Source organism: Synechococcus sp. JA-3-3Ab, from assembly GCF_000013205.1.
Taxonomy (GTDB): domain Bacteria; phylum Cyanobacteriota; class Cyanobacteriia; order Thermostichales; family Thermostichaceae; genus Thermostichus.
Window position 1 is genome coordinate 1,916,113 of record NC_007775.1, and the last position, 16,425, is coordinate 1,932,537.

General features: G+C 56.8%; 16 protein-coding genes. 10 read left to right on the plus strand and 6 right to left on the minus strand.

Annotated features, from left to right (window positions below; genetic code table 11):
- Window positions 1–12: 12 nt before the first annotated feature.
- The 4 genes from CYA_RS08975 (at window position 13) to CYA_RS08990 (ending at window position 3,989) form a co-directional block, all read left to right on the plus strand.
- Window positions 13–660, plus strand: coding sequence for an LON peptidase substrate-binding domain-containing protein (locus CYA_RS08975; RefSeq protein ID WP_011430728.1), 648 nt, complete (start codon window positions 13–15; stop codon window positions 658–660).
- Between the two features lie 129 nt (window positions 661–789).
- Window positions 790–1,521, plus strand: coding sequence for an alpha/beta hydrolase-fold protein (locus CYA_RS08980; RefSeq protein ID WP_011430729.1), 732 nt, complete (start codon window positions 790–792; stop codon window positions 1,519–1,521).
- A gap of 45 nt (window positions 1,522–1,566) precedes the next feature.
- Entirely contained in the window at window positions 1,567–2,625 is a 1,059-nt protein-coding gene (locus CYA_RS08985) for an ATP-grasp domain-containing protein (RefSeq protein WP_011430730.1), read from the plus strand.
- Between the two features lie 176 nt (window positions 2,626–2,801).
- Window positions 2,802–3,989 (plus strand): GNAT family N-acetyltransferase, encoded by a 1,188-nt coding sequence (locus CYA_RS08990; RefSeq protein ID WP_011430731.1) that lies wholly within the window; start codon window positions 2,802–2,804, stop codon window positions 3,987–3,989.
- 5 nt (window positions 3,990–3,994) lie between these two features.
- On the opposite strand, the gene CYA_RS08995 is transcribed toward CYA_RS08990, so the two are convergent.
- Window positions 3,995–4,669 carry a response regulator transcription factor gene (locus tag CYA_RS08995; protein WP_011430732.1) on the minus strand — a complete coding sequence of 225 codons (675 nt, stop codon included), beginning with the start codon at window positions 4,667–4,669 and terminating at the stop codon, window positions 3,995–3,997.
- Between the two features lie 160 nt (window positions 4,670–4,829).
- Between CYA_RS08995 and CYA_RS09000 the strand changes: the two genes are divergently transcribed.
- Window positions 4,830–5,576: a rhomboid family intramembrane serine protease gene (locus tag CYA_RS09000; RefSeq protein WP_011430733.1), complete on the plus strand. Its 747-nt coding sequence runs from the start codon at window positions 4,830–4,832 to the stop codon at window positions 5,574–5,576.
- A gap of 50 nt (window positions 5,577–5,626) precedes the next feature.
- Window positions 5,627–6,268: a Uma2 family endonuclease gene (locus CYA_RS09005; protein WP_011430734.1), complete on the plus strand. Its 642-nt coding sequence runs from the start codon at window positions 5,627–5,629 to the stop codon at window positions 6,266–6,268.
- Between the two features lie 159 nt (window positions 6,269–6,427).
- Here CYA_RS09005 and tnpA read toward each other — a convergent pair whose 3' ends face one another.
- On the minus strand, window positions 6,428–6,904 hold the full coding sequence (gene tnpA / locus CYA_RS09010) for an IS200/IS605-like element ISSoc3 family transposase (RefSeq protein WP_011428991.1): 477 nt from the start codon (window positions 6,902–6,904) through the stop codon (window positions 6,428–6,430).
- Here tnpA and CYA_RS09015 point away from each other — a divergent pair.
- Complete coding sequence (locus CYA_RS09015; protein ID WP_228375257.1) at window positions 6,860–8,101, plus strand: RNA-guided endonuclease InsQ/TnpB family protein; 1,242 nt, start codon at window positions 6,860–6,862, stop codon at window positions 8,099–8,101. The two genes, tnpA and CYA_RS09015, sit on opposite strands and share 45 nt — an antisense overlap.
- A 76-nt stretch (window positions 8,102–8,177) precedes the next feature.
- Here CYA_RS09015 and CYA_RS09020 read toward each other — a convergent pair whose 3' ends face one another.
- Window positions 8,178–9,785, minus strand: a complete 1,608-nt coding sequence (locus tag CYA_RS09020; RefSeq protein ID WP_011430735.1) for an NAD(P)H-quinone oxidoreductase subunit 4 — start codon at window positions 9,783–9,785, stop codon at window positions 8,178–8,180.
- Window positions 9,786–10,154: 369 nt separating this feature from the next.
- On the opposite strand from CYA_RS09020, the gene CYA_RS09025 reads away from it, so the two are divergent.
- Window positions 10,155–11,189, plus strand: a complete 1,035-nt coding sequence (locus CYA_RS09025) for an adenosine deaminase (RefSeq protein WP_011430736.1) — start codon at window positions 10,155–10,157, stop codon at window positions 11,187–11,189.
- Between the two features lie 76 nt (window positions 11,190–11,265).
- On the opposite strand, the gene mnmH is transcribed toward CYA_RS09025, so the two are convergent.
- Entirely contained in the window at window positions 11,266–12,315 is a 1,050-nt protein-coding gene (gene mnmH, locus CYA_RS09030; RefSeq protein WP_011430737.1) for a tRNA 2-selenouridine(34) synthase MnmH, read from the minus strand.
- A gap of 191 nt (window positions 12,316–12,506) precedes the next feature.
- Here mnmH and CYA_RS09035 point away from each other — a divergent pair, with 191 nt between their 5' ends.
- Both CYA_RS09035 and CYA_RS09040 read left to right on the plus strand, forming a co-directional pair.
- Window positions 12,507–13,202 (plus strand): biuret amidohydrolase, encoded by a 696-nt coding sequence (locus CYA_RS09035; RefSeq protein WP_011430738.1) that lies wholly within the window; start codon window positions 12,507–12,509, stop codon window positions 13,200–13,202.
- 144 nt (window positions 13,203–13,346) lie between these two features.
- Window positions 13,347–14,798, plus strand: a complete 1,452-nt coding sequence (locus CYA_RS09040; RefSeq protein WP_011430739.1) for an ABC transporter ATP-binding protein — start codon at window positions 13,347–13,349, stop codon at window positions 14,796–14,798.
- Between the two features lie 51 nt (window positions 14,799–14,849).
- On the opposite strand, the gene urtE is transcribed toward CYA_RS09040, so the two are convergent.
- Entirely contained in the window at window positions 14,850–15,614 is a 765-nt protein-coding gene (urtE, locus tag CYA_RS09045; RefSeq protein ID WP_011430740.1) for an urea ABC transporter ATP-binding subunit UrtE, read from the minus strand.
- A 34-nt stretch (window positions 15,615–15,648) separates the two neighbouring features.
- Window positions 15,649–16,416, minus strand: a complete 768-nt coding sequence (urtD, locus tag CYA_RS09050) for an urea ABC transporter ATP-binding protein UrtD (protein ID WP_011430741.1) — start codon at window positions 16,414–16,416, stop codon at window positions 15,649–15,651.
- Between the last annotated feature and the right edge of the window lie 9 nt (window positions 16,417–16,425).

The window sequence follows — 16,425 nt, forward strand, 5'->3', positions numbered from 1 at the left end:
AAGCAAAGCCTTATGCCTTCCTCTTCTGTGGACGTACGTGAGCTACCCCTGTTTCCCCTGCCAGAGGTGGTGTTGTTTCCGGGCCGCCCCCTGCCGCTGCACATTTTCGAGTACCGCTATCGCATGATGATCAACACCATCCTGGAGACGGATCGCCGTTTCGGGGTGCTGATGTTCGATCCCCAGACGGGATCCCCGGTGCGGGTGGGCTGTTGTGCCGAGGTGTTGCAGGTACAGCGGTTGCCGGATGACCGCATGGACATTTTGACCTTGGGGCAGCAGCGCTTCCGGGTGTTGAACTACGTGCGGGAAAAGCCCTTCCGGGTGGGGCTGGTAGAGTGGATTGAGGATGAGCCGACCACTGCGGATTTGCAGGGCTTGGTGCAGCAGGTTTCCACCCTACTTCAGGATGTGGTGCGCCTCTCCGGCAAGCTAATGGAGCGGGAGACGGAGCTGCCGGAGCGACTGCCCACTACCCCGATAGAGTTATCCTACTGGGTTGCCAGCCACTTTCACGGGGCTCCCCGGGAGCAGCAAGCGCTGCTGGAAATGGTCAGCACCGAAAATCGCCTGCGGCGGGAAGCCGAGATCCTCGAGTCCACCCGCAAGCACTTGGCCGCCCGCACTGCCCTCAAGGATTTGTTCTCCGAAATCTCCTAAAATTTCTTGGGATCGCTTGAAAGACGCAGGCCACGGGGGAGTTGTCAGCCGTTCTGGCGCTCGCGTTGCCACCCGTCTCAACGGCGGCTGCAAAAGCCGGCTGAGGTTCAGTGATTGTCCAGGGATCCGATGTCCTACCCTCGCCGTTATCTGCGCTTTGCCTCCCGGGTTCTGGGCCGAGAAATGGAGATGCTCCACTTTGGGCATCGCGGCTACCCGCTCATCTGCCTGCCCACCAGCAATGGGCGTTTTTTCGATCTGGAAGATCGCGGCATTATCGCCAGCCTCGGCCATCACTTGGAGCAGGGCTATTTGCAGGCCTTTTGCGTGGAAACCCTCGATTGGGAGACCTTGTTCAACCGCGAGCTGGACGTGCCCCAGCGGCGGGATCGCTGGCTGTTGTTGGAGCAACACTGGGTAGAAGAGCTGATCCCCTACGCCAAAGCAGAAGCGCAAAATGACTTTCTGGTGGTGGCAGGCTTCTCTCTGGGGGCCACCCACGCCGTCAACCTCACCTGCCGGCACCCTGGCCTGGTGCGCCGTTGTCTGGCGCTGGGGGGGCCCTACGATGTGGCGGCCCTCGGCTCCGTCACCGGCTGGGATCCCCAACAGGCGGAACAGGAGCTGTATTTCATCAACCCCTTGGCCTACCTGTCCAACATGAGCCGACAACTCTGGGATCAGCTGGGCGGGCGCAACACCGAGCTAAAACTGCTCACCGCCCACCGCGACCACTGCCTCAACGACAATCTGCGCCTGGCAGAAGTCCTCCGCCGCAACGACATCCCCCATCACCTGGAGGTATGGGAAGGGGATCACGACTGGCCCACCTGGCAAGCGCAAATCCGCGCCTTCGCCTAGGATCCCTTGCAGAGGAGTCAGAGAGCTTTTGATGAGAGAGCCTGGATGATCGAAGACTACTGGGTTGGCAGCCTGCACTTCAGCGAGCCTTTTGGGGACGACACCCTGGCCCGTCTCAACGCCCTTCCCCCCATTCAAGCCCGCAACGGCCAAGCCTACAAGATCCGGGCGGAACATGTCACCATTCACGAGGTGAACCTGGATTACCGCACCAAGTACCGCCTCATCCTAGACCGCTTCAGCTACCTTTACCCCCAGGCCATCGGCCTGTTCATGGGCTTTGCCTTCAGGGGGGTGTACATCATCAACAACCCCTTCAGCTTTTACTACTACCTGCGCAACAAAGATGCCGCCTACATGGTGGTCAAAGAGCTGGGGATCTCCATCCCCAAGACTTACATTCTGCCCCCCAAGGAGGCCCCAGCTTTGAAAGCCGAAGATTTTAAGTATCACAAGTTCTTCGATTGGCAGGGGATGGCAGAAGATCTCGGCTGGCCAATCGTGATCAAGCCGGCAGAGGGACGGGAGGCCATCGGAGTCGAAATCGCCTACAACATGGAGCAGCTTCTCTACTTTTACGACCGCTCCGGATCCCAGGTGATGATGCTCCAGGAGAAGGTTAAAAGTCCTTATCCCTGGCAGATTCGCGCTCTCTGTATTGGCCGAAAGATCATCCCAATTAAATACATCTTTCGCAAGTTCGATGCCAGCGAATATCTGTTCGATCCAGAGTTTCTCACGCCGGAGATGGGCAAAAAAGTTATCGACACCTGCCGGATCATCAATCGGGCGTTGGGCTATGAAATGAACTCGGTGGAGCTGTTTATCGACGAACAAGGGGAGCTACAGGCCATTGACTTTAACAATCCGGTGCCCGATGGCCGCCTCAAGGCTTTGGGAGAAATTTTTTACAACGATTACCAGCAGGCCCTTTGCGATTTGGTCGTAGATATTGTGCGGGAACAGCGTCCTTTCGACTTCTTGCCCCCAGACGTCAACCGCTTTGCCCAGATCGCCCGGCGAGCCGACCTCACCCGTGAGCAGAAGTTTCAGATGGCTCTCGAGCTGGCCAACCGCTACTACGAGCCCAGGGATCCCGAATAAAATAACTTAACAAAAGCACGGTCTAGCGCTGGGAAAGCTTTGGGCTGGGCAAAGAGCAGTTGCCTGGCTTTCGTCTATGGGACCCTTGAGGCGCAGGGATTCCATCCTAGGTTGAGCTTAGAGGGGGGATCCCCTCCCAGCCGCAGCAGGGCAAGTTGGTCTATCCGGACAGGCAAATGTCAACCGGTTTGAAATTGCGCTGGTGCCACGATATTCGCGGGATCCCAGCATCTGCCTGGCAAGCGCTGCAGACGGAGCGCACCTCTCCTTTTTTGGAGTACGAGTGGCTGCACAGCCTAGAAGCCTCCGGCTGTGCCAGCCGCAACACGGGGTGGTTGCCCTGTCACCTGTTGGTGGAGTCGGATGGGCAACTCATCGCCGCTGCCCCCTTGTATTTGAAAAGCCATAGCCAGGGCGAATTTGTCTTCGACCAAGAGTGGGCTGCGGTTGCCAACCAACTGGGAGAACGCTACTACCCCAAGCTGATCGGCATGGCCCCTTTTACGCCGGCCACCGGCTATCGCATTCTCGTCCATCCCGACTACTCGGAAGCAGAGGTGTGGCCGTCGATGCTGGCTGCTATCGATCGCTTCTGCCAGGACAATGATATTTCGCTGTTCAGCCTGCTCTATGTGGACTTAGACTGGCGGGCCCAACTGGAGGCCGATGGATTGACTCCCCGAATTACCCACAACTACCAGTGGCACAATCCCGGCTATCGCTCTTACGAAGACTTTTTGAGCCAGTTCAACGCCAACCAGCGGCGCAACATCAAGCGAGAGCGGGCCGCCATGGAAAAAAGCGGCATAGAACTCAAGATCTACACCGGAGAGGAGATCACGCCGCGCCTTCTCTCTCTCATGTACGACTTTTACAGCAACACCTGCGCCCAATTTTGGAACTGGAGCAAATATCTCAACCGCCGCTTTTTCGAATCTCTCTATCCCAACTACCGGCAGCGGCTGGTGCTGGTGGCCGGGGAACGAAATACAGAAATTGTGGGGATGTCTTTTTGCGTCCGCAAAGGGGATCGCCTCTTTGGGCGCTACTGGGGCTGCCGAGAAGAGGTGAAGTTCTTGCACTTTAATGTGTGCTACTACGAGCCGATTGCCCTAGCCATCCGCGAAGGGATCCGCAACTTTGATCCCGGAGCTGGAGGATCCCACAAGATTCGGCGGGGATTTCCAGCCACTCCCGTGTATAGCTACCACCGTTTCTACCGCCCCAGGCTAAAGCAGGTGCTAATCCCCTATCTGAATCGCGTCAACCCTCTCATGTTGGCTGAGCTGGAGAGGGTAAATCAAAACGAGGTTCCCTTTCGAGAAGATATTCTACCCTCTCTGTCTACTCTTACGCGAGGTTAAATGAACTACCACTGGATAAGCTTTTTCTGAACGGCTGCCATACACATGGCAACGCGAGCGTTGATCTCATCTTCAGAGCCAAAGATATCCAGTTTCTCTTTGAGCCTTTGAATACAGTTTTGTACGGTTTTTTTGCTCGTGTGAATGCGGTCGGCGATGGCCTGGTCGGTGAGGGCCTCTTTGCAGAGCAGGTTCAAGACCTCGATTTCCCGCTCCGTCAGCTTTGTTAAGCCGCGCAACTCTCGCGGCATGCGCAATTCCCCATTGAGGGCACTTTTGGCTCCTTCCAAGAAGACACTGCGCCGCTCCATTTTGTTGACGGCGGCAAATCCGCCCTGGTGCTTGCTGATTAGGCCCACCAGGGGAGTTAGCAGCAGCGGCTCGCTGGAATAAACCATCACGTTCAGGGTGGGGTAGTTCTCGAAAATATGGCGCAAGAACTCTAGGCCCGGCTCGGCAGACTGTTCGCCGCTGGTTTGGCCGTAGAGCAAGTCGGCTACTACCAAGTCCGGCTGTTCCCGCTGCAGGCGCAGGATGGCGTCCATCGGGTTGGAGACTGTGATGCACTGAGCATCGGCTGCAAGCCGTTGCAGCCATTCGCAATTGTTTTGGGCAACCTCGGGATGATCCTCGACAATCAAGAACTTGAGCGGGGCAGTTCGGCTCTCGACCTCAAACATCGATCCACTCCTCCAAATCCAGCGTCGGCTGCGGGGGGACGGCCAAAACCCCTTTGCAGTTTAGGGATCCCACCGACAAACTACCCTAGTGTAGCCCCAAGTTGGGCCTGAGAAGGCGCAGCAGGGTAGGCTAGAGGGTGATGTTAACCGGATCCCGACTGTGGTACCCCTGCAAGATCGCAACCCAACCACCCGCACTGCCTACGTTACCTATGCTTTGGTGCTTATCAACATCCTGGTTTTTGTGTATGAGCTTACCCTATCACCGCAAGAGCTGGCGGCTTTCTTCCGAGAGTGGGCAGTGGTGCCAGCGGAACTGACCGCCAGCTTTCGGGGGGAGGCCACCTCTTCGCTGCGCCCCGAATGGGTAACGCTATTTACCTCGCAATTTTTGCACGGGGGCTTTTTGCATCTTGGCGGCAACATGCTCTTTTTGTGGGTTTTCGGCAACAATGTTGAGGATCGCTTGGGGCATGTGCGCTACCTCATTTTTTACCTAACTTGTGGAGCCTTGGCCGCCCTAACCCAGTGGTTTTTCGATATGGAATCCACCATTCCTTCGCTGGGGGCAAGTGGGGCCATTGCCGGGGTGTTGGGAGCTTATATCTTGCGTTTCCCGCGAGCTGAGATCCTGACTTTGGTACCCCTGGGCATTTTTATCACAACCGTCTACGTTCCCGCCTGGGTGTTTTTGGGTTTTTGGTTTGTACAGCAGGCGTTTTACGGCATCGCCAGCCTGCAGACGCCCACCAACATCGGCATGCAGGGGGGAGGGATCGCCTACTGGGCCCACGCGGGCGGCTTTGTGTTTGGGGCCATCTTGGGGCCGCTGATGGGGTTATTTTCTGGCAAAAGCCCTTATGACCGCCAAGCCGCTTGGCGACAGCCCGACAGGGACCTGTTCTGATTGAACCTCAATCCTTTTTGTGTCAGAGACCAACTTGAGAGGAGGAAATCATGGTTCGTCTGTCTGCCAAGCCCCTAACCCTGGAAGAGTTTCTGCAGCAGCCAGAAGCTCAACCCGCCAGTGAATTCATCGAGGGAGAGATCATCCAGAAGCCCATGCCACAGGGAAAGCACAGCCTACTCCAGGGGGAGCTAACTTCTTTTATCAACGCAAACCTCAAACCCAAACGCCTCGGGTGGGCATTTCCAGAGTTGCGCTGCACTTTTGCCGGCTATGCGATTGTGCCCGATATTTCTGTGATCGCCTGGGATCGGATCCCTGTGGATGAAGATGGCACCATTCAAAATCTCATTCCCTTTTGCCCAGATTGGATGATCGAGATTCTCTCTCCCGATCAAAACCAAGTGAAGCTGGTCAAAAAAATCTTGATCGGCTTGGCCCACGGCTGCCAGATGGGGTGGATCGTAGCTCCCGAAGAAAGGCTCGTTTTCGCCTACCCTGCCGGACAGCAGCCAACCGTGCATGAGGATCCGCAAGAGCTGATCCCCGTTCCCGCGTTTGCCCAAGGGATCCAACTGACGGTCGAAACGTTGTTTGGTTGGATGCGGGTTCGAGCTGACGAGAGCGGCAAGCACAGCGGAGATGCACAGGCGGGGCACTCGCCTAACCCCAGCCCTTCCGGTGCCCAGTGAGAAAAAAGCCGAGACCGGCTGGACCAGTGGCACGCCTTGCTGACAAGCTGCCCCAGCCTCCCTCGCCTCCATCAGAACCTCCGGGGTACTCCCGCCACAGCGCAGCTTGGCGGGATGGGGGATAGGCGGTGAGACGAAGGGGTTCAATGCCCCTGAGTCTCACAATCTGGGCGTTGCCTGCTGCTCGACATACTTCTTCAACTCCTCAACGGTGACCCCACCACAAGAGGCAACAAAATAGGCCCCTGTCCAAAATACAGGCTTGCTGTAGAACCGTGCCACCTCTGTGGCGAACTCTTTGCGAATCAACCGGCTGGAGACTGTTTTCAGGTTGTTCACCAGCTTCGAGACCTGAACATCCGGCGGAAAACTCACCAACAGATGCACATGATCCGCCTCACCGTTGAACTCCACCAAGGAACAGCGCCACTTTTGGCAGGTCGCTCGAAATATATCTTCCAGCCTCTGCAACATTGGAGCAGTTATCACCCGACGACGGTACTTTGTCACCAGCACCAAGTGGATTTGTAGGCTGTAAACAGAACGATGGCCTATGTTGTAGCTCATTGCGCTAAATGCTAGAACCGTCTCATGATTATCACCTACGAGTACCGGATCCTGCCCAGCGACGACCAAGCCGCTCTGATGACCGAGTGGCTGGAATTGTTGCGGCGGCAGTGGAACGACGCTCTGGGGCAGAGACTGGATTGGCTGACCGCAACCCGTTGTCCAATTGACCGCTGCAGCCTTGTCTCTTGTCCGTTGCCTGTGTCAGAACCCCCGCTGGAGCCGAATTATTATCGGCAGGCGGGATCCCTCAAACAAATCAAGCAACTGTTCCCGGCCTACCGGGGCATTTACGCCGAGGTGCTGCAGCAAAACTTGATGCGGCTGGACAAGGCGTGGAAAGCGTGGCGGGAGCCGGATAGCACAGGCAAGCGGCGGGGGCGGCCCCGCTTCAAAAAAGCGGGGGAGTTGAGATCCTTCACATTCCCCCGCATCAATTGCCCCAAGGCGGGAGCGCATCTGGAAGGGGAGACTCTGCGGCTGAGCAAGATTGGCTCGCTGCCTGTGGTGCTGCACCGCCCCTTGCCGGAGGGGTTCGCGCCCAAAACCTGCACAGTGGTGCGCAAGGCCGATGGGTGGTATGTCTGCATCACCTTGGAGGACAAAAGCGTTCCTCTCCCAGAGCCTGTGCCGATCAAAAAGGCGGTGGGCATTGATGTGGGATTGGATAGGTTTCTCACCACCAGCGATGGGGAGGTGGTGCCTATCCCGCGGCACTACCGCCAAGCTCAAAAGCACTTGGCCCGACAGCAGCGGCAACTGAGCCGCAAAGTGAAGGGGTCCGCCAACTGGAAGAGACAAGCCACGAAAGTTGCTTGTTTGCAGTTGCACGTTGCCCGACAACGCAAAGCGTTCCACTACCAAGTGGCGCACTGGCTGGTGGGGCAATACGACCTGTTGGTGGTGGAGGATCTCAACGTCCGAGGGCTGGCACGGACTCGGTTGGCTAAATCGATTTTGGATGCGGCTTGGGGACGATTTCTCGACATTCTGACAGCAGTGGCGGTCAAACGCGGCAAACAGGTGTTGAGAGTGGATCCCCGTGGTACGTCCCAAAATTGTTGTGTTTGTGAGGAGCGTGTTCCCAAGGCCTTGTCGGAACGGGTGCATGATTGCCCCCGTTGCGGGTCGTGGGACAGAGACTTGAACGCTGCTATCGAGATTTTGAAGCGTGGACTCAGGTCCCCCCGTATACGGGGGGATATAGGGGGGCGGTGGGACTGCCGCTCTCTGGCTGTGGAGGATCCTGGTTTACCAGTCCGTTGAAGCAGCAACTCCGGGAAGTGATTCTCGGAAGCTCCCGTCTACAGCCCGTCAGGGCTTAGCGGGAGAGGATGTCACTTCAGTCGGCGCTGTAGAGAGCAGGAGCTTGGGCAACCGTCGCTCCAATAGAGGAGAGTTCTTGGCGCAGCAGCGCCACCAGGGCATTGGTGGACTGGTCGTAGAGGCTAGTGACCAGCTTGGGATAGAGCCCAATGCCGATGATGGGGATCAGCAGGCAGGCGATGATGAACACCTCCCGCGGCTCGGCATCCACCAGTTCCTCGTGTTCGGTCAGCTCTTTGTTTTCCGGGCCAAAGAAGATCTGCCGCAACATCGACAGCAGGTAGATAGGAGTCAGGATCACCCCAACCGCCGCCAGAAAGACCACCACCAGCCGGAAGGGGAGGGAGTAGGCATCGGTGGTGGCCATGCCGATGAACACCATCAGCTCCGCCACAAAGCCGCTCATCCCCGGCAGAGCCAGAGAGGCCAGCGAGCAAGCGGTGAACATGGAGAAAATCTTGGGCATCTTCAGGCCGACGCCGCCCATTTCCTCCAGCTCCAGCGTGTGGGTGCGGTCGTAGGTGGCCCCCACCAAGAAGAACAGGCTGGCCCCGATCAGCCCGTGGGAGATCATCTGCAGCATGGCGCCGCTCATGCCGATTTCGGTCAGGGATCCGATCCCGATGAGGACAAAGCCCATGTGGCTGATGGAAGAGTAGGCGATCTTGCGCTTGAGGTTGCGCTGGGCAAAGGAGGTAAGGGCGGCAAAGATGATGTTCACCACCCCCAGCACGATCAGCACCGGCGCAAAGTAGAGGTGGGCATCCGGCAGCATGCCCACATTCATGCGCATCAGGGCATAGCCCCCCATCTTAAGCAAGATCCCGGCCAGCAACATGTGAACCGGCGCCGTGGCTTCGCCGTGGGCATCGGGCAGCCAGGTGTGCAAAGGGAAGACGGGCAGCTTCACCCCGTAGGCGATGAGGAAGGCCCCATACAGCAGCAATTGGAAGCTCAGCGGATAGGCCTTGTGGGCCAGATCCGTCATGTCAAAGCTGATGGGATCCCCGTAGAAGGCCATGGCCAGGCCCGCCACCAGGATAAACAGGGAGCTGAGGGCGGTGTAGAGAATGAACTTGGTGGCCGCATAGAGGCGGTTGTACCCCCCCCAAATGGAGAGGAGCAAATACACCGGGATCAGCTCCAGCTCCCACATCAGGAAGAAGAGCAACATGTCCTGCACGGCGAACACCCCGATCTGCCCGCCGTACATGGCCAACATCAGAAAATAAAACAGGCGCGGCTTGAGGGTGACCGGCCAGGCGGCCAAGATGGCAAGCGTGGTCACAAAAGCCGTGAGCAGGATCAGCGGCATGGAAAGGCCATCGGCCCCCACCGACCAGCTCAGCCCCACCTGCGGCACCCAGGTGTAGCGCTCCAGCAGTTGTAAGCTTGTCTGGCTGGGGTCATAGCCGACATAGAAGCCAGCCAGCAAAATGAGCAGGTCGGTAACCGCGATGAAGAGGGCAAACCAGCGAACCCGTTCTGCCAACTTTTGCGCGTAGACCCGGGTAGTGGGATCCCCAGCGGGCGCCGGGATCAAGGGGATGAAGAGGGCGGCCACCACCGGATAGACGATGACCGTGGTCAGCCAGGGAAACTCGTGCAAGCTGGGCAGCGCCATGAAGATAACCTCGTTACGCTAAGTTCATACCACACCCTTCCAGGGGGATTGCCGTCGGCTACAGCCAACAGCCTTTTACCAGAATCGCTCCTGAGTATCTCTGCTCAGCAAACCTCCAGAACTATCTTAAGGCTCTTTACCTAGTTTGCCGGGATCCCTGGCCGGGCTCGACCAGGACTCAAGCATTGACCTGGTCATCAAACCTGGCTATTAGAAACCTCATCACCTGGCCCCCGGCTAGCCGACCCTGCGCAATTGCGCCTGGACAGGACTGCCGCTGTTGGATAACAGTAGAAATAGTACTTAACAACCAAGCCAGGTCCGCCCTTGGCGGGCGGTGAGGGGAGCCTCTGGGGGAAGCTTTGAAGTATGGCACTGCATGCGGAGTTACACCGCCACCTAGGCGGTTCGGTCGTTCCTAGGATTTTGTGGCGCTACCTGCATCGCCAGGGATCCCCTCTGGCAGCACGCTTTCCTGACTACGCCGAGTTTGAGGAGTTCTACACCCGCCCGCGCAACACCCTTGAAGATTACTTGGAGCTGCACACGCTAGTGGAACAGGTGCAAACCCTGGAAAGCTTACCTTATTTCATCTACCGTCTGCTGCGGGGGGCCTATGTTTTTGAGGATTTGGCCTATCTAGAGATTCGCTACACCCCCTATCTGCGCACAGATCCCAGCTTGGACGAGGCGGATCGCCTCAAGCAGATGCGCCAAGTTATCGAAACGGTAGGGCAAGCCAGCCAGCAGCGGGAATATCCCATCGTCACCACCCAGATTGTGTGTTTGCACTCCCGCCTGCCCAGCCATATCAACCGCGCCATGGTGGAGGCCGCCGCCGAGTCCGAATACGTGTCTGCCATCGACCTGGCGGGGGGAGATAAGGCCTACGGCGAACGCATGGACGAGTGGATTGAGCTGTTCAAATATGCCCTGGCCCGTGGCCTCAAAACCACTGCCCATCTCTATGAGACTTTGGATGGCTGTTACCCAGAGCTGCTGCCCTATGTCTCGCGGATTGGCCACGGGATCCAGATCCCTCTCCACTACCCAGAGCTGCTGCCAGAGCTGGCGCGGCGCGGCCAATGCCTGGAGGTCTGTCCCACCACTTACCTGAAGACGGGGACGCTGCCCAGCTTGGAGCCCCTCAAAATCGTCTTCGACCGCTGCTTTGACGCGGGGGTAGATATCGCCATCTGCACCGACAACGCCGGCCTGCACAACGTGCGCCTGCCGTTTGAGTACGAAAACTTGCTCACGCACGACATTATCGATTTCGACCAGCTCAAGCGCTGTCAGGAGGCGGCTTTTCGTCACGCTTTTGCCTGGCCCTACAAGGAGCACCCCGCCTCGTTGCTGTCGGAGCTGCAGCAGTCAGCCTCGAAGTCCCTAGTTCCCCTCTGAGAGGGGCAAACAGGACTTTGCTTGACATTTCCGCCGCCAGACTTGGTCGCGCTTGCCCGGCGAGGGCTGGCGCAGGTCAAAACGACATCCCCCTGAGTCGGACAGCGGCCTCCTGTAGGCTGCTCTCGGAGAGGTCAGGCAGCTCAAGGCGAGCGCGGATACGGTTAAAGTGTTGCTGCAGGCCGTGGCGATAGGTGGGATCGTAGTGCTGCTGCAGTAGCTCCCGCACAAATTGCGGCCAGTCTTGGGCGTCGATGAGCTCAAACCAGCGCTGCAAACAGGCCTGGCCGTAGCGGGACTTCAAAGACAGCAATTTTTCCTTTAGCGCCTGGGGGTGGGCTATCCAGTGGGGATAGTGGGCGATCAACCCCTTCACCCGTTCTTCTAGAGGCAACTGCACCTCTACGCAGTCGGCTTGGGTGATGGCCTGCCAAAGAGCAGGGGGCAAATGAAGCTGGCCCACTTTGGCACTTTCCGACTCCACCCAGACCGGCTTGGCGGGATCCCACTGGAGAAAGGCCTGCACCAGTTGACTTTCAAAGCTCTTCTGACTGGGCTGTGGCACCCCCCACTCGGCCCCCAGCACCGATCCGCGGTGGCAGGCCAGCTTTTCCAGATCGAGGACTTGGGCTCCCCGCTGCTGCAGATGGCGCAGCAACTGGGTTTTGCCGCTCCCCGTTGGCCCGCAGAGGACGCGGTAGGTAAACTCCTGGGGCAAAGTCTGCAGTTGTCGGCGCACCCAGGCGCGGTAGGTTTTGTACCCCCCTTGCAAGACGGTTACCTGCCAGCCCACCTGGGACAACACCAGCGCCAGACTGGCCGAGCGCTGCCCGCCCCGCCAACAGTAGATGAGGGGGTGGTAGTCCCGGCCCTTGTCGGCAAAGTGGGTCTGCAAATGGCGGGCGATGTTCTGGGCCACCAGGCTGGCCCCCCGCTTGCGGGCTGTAAAGGGATCCACTTGCCTGTAGAGGGTGCCCACCTCTGCCCGTTCTGCATCGTCGAGCACGGGCAAGTTGATGGCCCCCGGCCAATGGTCTTCGGCAAACTCTGCCGGAGAGCGCACATCGATAATTTCGCTGTAGGTGTGCAGCCAGGGCTCTGCAGTGAAGTGAATCGGAGGAGACACAAACCTGCGGATAGAAATGGTAAGCTGTGTTCTATCTTGGCAGGGTTCTGGCCAAGGCTCACCGCCCCAGCTTTAACTTGGGAGAGCCGAGGTCAAGCGCAGGGTGACCCGAAGGCTTGGGTTGGATATCCCTCTTGATTGGGCTTTTGCTCTTTCTTTGCTCTTTATTGAATTGATTTGCCAGAGGTGCTATGGGATCCTATATTGCGGCAGAACCTTACCCCTATCCCTACAACGGTGACTTACGGCCTGAGAACACCGCCCTGATCGTCATCGATATGCAGACCGATTTCTGCGGGGTAGGTGGCTATGTAGACAAAATGGGCTACGACATTTCCCTCACCCGTGCCCCCATAGAGCCGATCCGACGGGTTTTGGCGGCAATGCGAGCCCTGGGTTTTTTCATCGTGCATACCCGCGAAGGCCATCGCCCCGATCTATCAGATTTGCCGGAAAACAAGCGCTGGCGCAGTCAACGCATTGGGGCAGGCATTGGGGATCCCGGTCCCTGTGGGCGCATCCTGGTGCGAGGAGAACCCGGCTGGGAAATTATCCCGGAACTGGCTCCTCTGCCAGGGGAGGTGATCATCGACAAGCCGGGCAAAGGCGCTTTCTATGCCACCGATCTGGACTTAATCCTGAGGCGCAAAGGCATCCAAAACCTGATCTTGACGGGCATCACCACCGATGTATGCGTCCACACCACCATGCGAGAAGCCAACGACCGGGGCTATGAATGTTTGTTGCTATCCGATTGCACAGGTGCCACAGACTACGGAAATTATCTCGCTGCTCTGAAGATGATCCAGATGCAAGGCGGGGTTTTCGGGGCAGTTGCCGATTCAGGTGCCTTGATAGCAGTACTTCAGGAACTCAAAACCGACTAGACCTCGATTTCTTTACGTGAGACACCCAAACCAGGAGATCTTGACCAACCATGACTACCACTGCCCAAACTGAAATCTCAACAGCACGGAAAGCCCCCCCCGGAACTGGAGGTCGTCAACCTCACCAAGCGATTTGGATCCCTGTTGGCCCTAGACCACGTCTCGATGAAACTCAAGCCGGGATCCCTTCATGCCTTACTTGGGGAAAACGGAGCCGGGAAAAGCACCCTCGTCAAGTGCGTGATGGGCTTTTATCATGCTGACTCTGGCGATGTTTGCATTGATAAACGAGCTCGTGCCATCCACAGCCCACGGGATGCCTATCACTACGGCATTGGCATGGTGTACCAACATTTCACCTCTGTACCCGCCATGACTGTGGCGGAAAACTTGGTCTTGGCCCGCCCAGATTTGCCTTTGGTGATTGACTGGAAAGAAGAGGAAAAAAAGCTGGCAGATTTTATGGAAACAGCCCCTTTCCAAGTCAACTTGCGGGCTTTTGTTTCCGAACTATCGGCAGGAGAAAAGCAGAAGGTCGAGATCCTCAAGCAGCTTTATTTGAACACCAAGATCCTGATCTTGGACGAGCCTACTTCTGTGCTCACGCCAGAGGAAGCCGACGAAGTCTTGGGCCTTGTGCGTCGTTCGGTGGAAGCTGGCGACCTGAGTGTATTGCTCATTACCCACAAGTTTCGCGAGGTGAATGCCTTTGCCGATGAGGTGACGGTGTTGCGACGTGGGAAGGTGGCCGGCCATGGACAAGTGAAAGATTTATCCACAGCAGAAATGGCCGAAATGATGCTGGGCCGGCAACAGGTGCAGATCCAGTTGGAGAAAGCCTTGGTCAAAGGGGGATCCCCTCTGCTGGAAATTGAAGGGATCCAGGCTGACAAGGACAATGGCTTGCCCGCTGTGCGGGGGGTGACCCTGACTGTTCATGGAGGTGAGATTGTGGGAATTGCCGGCGTTTCCGGCAACGGCCAGCGGGAGTTGATGGAAGTCTTGGCCGGGCAGCGGATGGCTACAGCCGGGCAGATCAAGATCAACGGGCAACTGTACAGGGCCACCCGCGCAGAAATGGTGCGCCACCGGGTTTGCTGTTTGCCGGAGGAACCTCTGAGAAATGCCTCGATCCCCAACATGAGCGTTGGCGAAAACTTGGCCCTGCGTCGTTATGACCGGGATCCTATGGCCAAAGGTTGGATGTTGATCTGGCAAGAGATTTGGCGCTATGCCCGCGCGTTAATCGAGCAATTTAAGGTGAAAACGCCTGCAGCCCAAACTCCCATCAGCCACCTGTCGGGGGGTAATGTCCAGCGAGCCATTTTGGCACGGGAACTCGCCGGAGATCCACAAATTTTGATCGCCGCCAATCCTTGTTTTGGTCTGGACTTTGCGGCAGTAGATTACATTCACTCGCAGATTGTGGATGCTCGTAACCGAGGAGTTGCCGTCTTGCTGATCAGCGAAGATCTGGACGAGCTTCTCAAGCTCTCCGATCGTTTGCTGGTGATGGCGGGCGGTCGGATCGTCTATGAAAGTCCTATCAGCAGCGTGGATCTCAAAGAAGTTGGCCACAAGATGGGCGGACATTAAGCATTAAGTGATTTGGTAAGTAATCAGCAGTGAATATGACATGGCTTCCCCTCAAATGGAGAGGTGAGCCCGAACTTTTTCTTCATCCATCTGGTTGGTCTGCCCCTCCATGATAAGGGATCCATTTTCCATAAGATAAAAGTAATCGGCTAGGCTTTGGGCAAACTCAAAATACTGCTCCACCAGCAACACCGAAACGCCCCGCTCCTTTTGAATGCGGCTGATGGCTTCTTCGATCTCGATAATGATAGAGGGCTGGATCCCTTCTGTGGGCTCATCCAGGAGCAAAAGTTTGGGCTCCGCCACCAAAGCTCTGGCGATGGCCAGTTGCTGCTGCTGCCCACCGCTCAAATCCCCACCCAGCCGTTTAAGAAAAGAACGCAGAATTGGGAATAGGTCATAGACAAACTCAGGTATGATCCGTTCTCTGTCCGGTGCCGCTTCTAGCCCCACCAGCAGGTTTTCCTCAACCGTTAGGCGGGGAAATATCTCTCGACCTTGGGGTACATAGCCAATACCGGCGCGGGCTCGCCAATTGGGAGGGTAATGGTTGATAGGACGGCCCTCAAAAGCAATTTTGCCTGTGCAGTCTTTCAGAAGTCCCATCAGGGCTTTAAGTGTGGTGGTTTTGCCCATACCATTGCGGCCCAGAAGGCAAACCGCTTGGCCGGGAAAGATCTTAAAAGAGAGATCCTTCACAATTAAACTCTGACCATAGTAAACCCTCAAGTTGGAGACCTCCAGGAGAGGCCCGGATCCATCTCGGGATAAGTTTTGTGTTGCGGTCGCGTTTTCCGTATTCATAGGCCTGCGCATGAGTCGATTAGATACAGAACTATAGCCTCTTTGCTTAGTTTTTCCCCTTGTGGGATCCAAGATAGACCTCAATCACTCGCGGGTCGTTTTTCACATCCTCAAAGGTACCTTCGCACAGCACCGAGCCTTGGTGTAAAACGGTAACCTTGCGGGCAATTTGTCGGACAAACACCATGTCATGTTCGATCACCAAAATGGTGTGGCTTTGGGCTAAGGATTGAATTAACTCTCCTGTAGCTTCTGTTTCTTTGTCCGTCATCCCGGCCACGCATTCATCCAGCAGCAGCAAATCCGGATCTTGAGCAATCACCATGCCGATCTCCAGCCATTGCTTTTCTCCGTGGGAAAGCAGCCCTGCCGGAACCCGATCCTTACGGCTGAGGCCAATGGTTTCCAAAAGAGCATCCGTTTTTTCTCGCAGATGCTTTTTGCCCAATAGGGTGGAAAAAACCCTTTTGTCAGGGTTGAGGGATAGCTCCAAGTTTTCTCGCACGCTCAAGTTTTGATAGACCCGCGGCGTCTGAAACTTGCGCCCAACACCCAAAATCGAGATCTCGTGTTCCTTGAGCTTGGCCAGATCCTTTCCTTTGAACAGCACCCGTCCTCGGGTGGGCTTAACCTTGCCCGTCAGCACATCGAGAAACGTAGTCTTGCCTGCCCCATTGGGGCCGATGACCACCCGCAGCTCCCCTTCCTCCAGAGAGAAGTTCAGCCTGTCCAAAGCCTTGAAGCCATCAAAGCTGACGGTGAGATCCTGAGTTTGTAAAATTTGTCGGGTGGCGGTGGGAGCTGCAGTAAGCATGGGGATCAC

What these genes read in the sequence shown, in the direction of transcription:
- CYA_RS08975 (WP_011430728.1), top strand. Translation starts at nt 13, where the DNA reads ATGCCTTCCTCTTCTGTGGACGTACGTGAGCTACCCCTGTTTCCCCTG.
- CYA_RS08980 (WP_011430729.1), top strand. Translation starts at nt 790, where the DNA reads ATGTCCTACCCTCGCCGTTATCTGCGCTTTGCCTCCCGGGTTCTGGGC.
- CYA_RS08985 (WP_011430730.1), top strand. Translation starts at nt 1,567, where the DNA reads ATGATCGAAGACTACTGGGTTGGCAGCCTGCACTTCAGCGAGCCTTTT.
- CYA_RS08990 (WP_011430731.1), top strand. Translation starts at nt 2,802, where the DNA reads ATGTCAACCGGTTTGAAATTGCGCTGGTGCCACGATATTCGCGGGATC.
- CYA_RS08995 (WP_011430732.1), bottom strand. Translation starts at nt 4,669, where the DNA reads ATGTTTGAGGTCGAGAGCCGAACTGCCCCGCTCAAGTTCTTGATTGTC.
- CYA_RS09005 (WP_011430734.1), top strand. Translation starts at nt 5,627, where the DNA reads ATGGTTCGTCTGTCTGCCAAGCCCCTAACCCTGGAAGAGTTTCTGCAG.
- CYA_RS09015 (WP_228375257.1), top strand. Translation starts at nt 6,860, where the DNA reads ATGATTATCACCTACGAGTACCGGATCCTGCCCAGCGACGACCAAGCC.
- CYA_RS09020 (WP_011430735.1), bottom strand. Translation starts at nt 9,785, where the DNA reads ATGGCGCTGCCCAGCTTGCACGAGTTTCCCTGGCTGACCACGGTCATC.
- CYA_RS09025 (WP_011430736.1), top strand. Translation starts at nt 10,155, where the DNA reads ATGGCACTGCATGCGGAGTTACACCGCCACCTAGGCGGTTCGGTCGTT.
- CYA_RS09035 (WP_011430738.1), top strand. Translation starts at nt 12,507, where the DNA reads ATGGGATCCTATATTGCGGCAGAACCTTACCCCTATCCCTACAACGGT.
- urtE (WP_011430740.1), bottom strand. Translation starts at nt 15,614, where the DNA reads ATGCGCAGGCCTATGAATACGGAAAACGCGACCGCAACACAAAACTTA.
- urtD (WP_011430741.1), bottom strand. Translation starts at nt 16,416, where the DNA reads ATGCTTACTGCAGCTCCCACCGCCACCCGACAAATTTTACAAACTCAG.